Origin of the sequence: Streptomyces sp. SID3343, from assembly GCF_009865215.1 — a bacterium.
GTDB lineage: Bacteria > Actinomycetota > Actinomycetes > Streptomycetales > Streptomycetaceae > Embleya.
On record NZ_WWJX01001632.1, the window covers coordinates 1 to 1,646 of the forward strand.

At 70.0% G+C, this 1,646-nt stretch carries 1 protein-coding gene; it reads left to right on the forward strand.

The genetic code is table 11. The features are described 5' to 3' along the window. Positions 1-1,646: class I SAM-dependent methyltransferase (locus tag GT354_RS52065; RefSeq protein ID WP_161365540.1), on the forward strand; the 1,646-nt coding region annotated here is incomplete at both ends.

The following is a 1,646-nucleotide window of genomic DNA, read 5'->3' on the forward strand; positions in this document are numbered from 1 at the left end:
CCAGGTCAAGATCCGCGGCTTCCGGATCGAACCCGGCGAGATCGAAAGCGTCCTCACCGACCATCCCGACGTCGCCCAGGCCGCCGTCGTCGTGCGCGAGGACCAGCCCGGCGACAGCCGCCTCGTCGCCTACGTCGTCGCCGACACCTCGGCGCGAGCGCAGGACGAGGAAGTCGGGCAGGCCCAGCTGAGCGAGTGGCAGGACCTGTACGACTCCGTCTACACCACGGCGCCGGAGACGGCATTCGGTGAGAACTTCGCGAGCTGGAACAGCAGTTACGACGGTGAGCCGATCCCGCCGGCCGAGATGCGCGAGTGGCGCGACACGACCGTCGATCGCATCAGGTCGCTCCACCCCCGCCGGATCCTCGAACTGGGCGTGGGCACCGGCCTGCTCCTCGCCGGGCTGGCGCCCGAGTGCGAGGAGTACTGGGGAACGGACTTCTCGCCCACCGTCATCGAGAACCTTCGGCGCCACGTCGAAGGGGATCCCGTCCTTGCCTCCCGAGTCCACCTGCGGACCCGGCCCGCCCACGACTTCGGCGACCTTCCGGTCGGTCACTTCGACACCATCGTGCTCAACTCGGTCGTCCAGTACTTCCCGAACGCCGGCTATCTGGAGCAGGTCGTCTCCAACGCCATGCGTGCTCTCGCCCCCGGCGGGGCGCTGTTCATCGGCGACGTGCGCAACCCGCGACTGCTCCGCACCTTCGCCGCCGCGGTGCACACCGCCCGCGCCGAGGACCCCACCGACACCGCCGCCATCCGCCGCGCCGTCGAACAAAGCCTGGTCCTGGAGAAGGAACTCCTCGTAGACCCCGAGTACTTCACCGCCCTCGCACACCACATCCCCGACCTCGCCGGCATCGACATCCAACTCAAACGCGGCACCGCACACAACGAACTCACCCGCTACCGCTACGACACCACCCTCTACAAAACCGGCATCACCCCATACCCCCTCACCGACACCCCCACCCGACCCTGGACCCGAGACATCGGCGTTCTGGCCGATCGACTGCGCACCGCCCGGCCCGACCGGTTGCGAGTGACCGGCGTACCCAACGCACGCATCGCAGCCGATCTCGCCGTCCGGCGCGCCCTGGAAACCGGGACGCCGCAAGCCGATCCGGGGACTCCCGGCGTCGATCCGGAAGATCTTCACCGCCTCGGCGAAGAGCACGGCTACCGGACCGCGATCAGCTGGAGCCCGGACGATCCGGCCGCCATCGAGGTCACCTACGTCAAGTGCGGGCTCCTCGGTACGGACGTCGTCGTCGGCGCCTACGCGCCCAAGGACGCCGCCGGTGCCGACCTGCCGCTGTCCTCCTGGACCACGAGCCCGGCCACCGGCCGAGACACCGGCGCCGTGCTCATCGCCCTGCGCGAGCACACTCGCCGGCATCTGCCCGACTACATGCGCCCCGCCGCCATCGTCCCCCTCGAACGGCTCCCCCTCACCGCCAACGGCAAGCTCGACCGCGCCGCTCTGCCCGCGTTCGAGGCGGCGAGCGCCGACATCGGCCGGGCTCCCGCGACGCCGCAGGAGCAGGTGGTGTGCGAGTTGTTCGCGGAGGTACTCGGACGGCCGGTGGTCGGGGTGGACGAGGATTTCTTCGACCTGGGCGGGCACTCGCTGCTGGCCA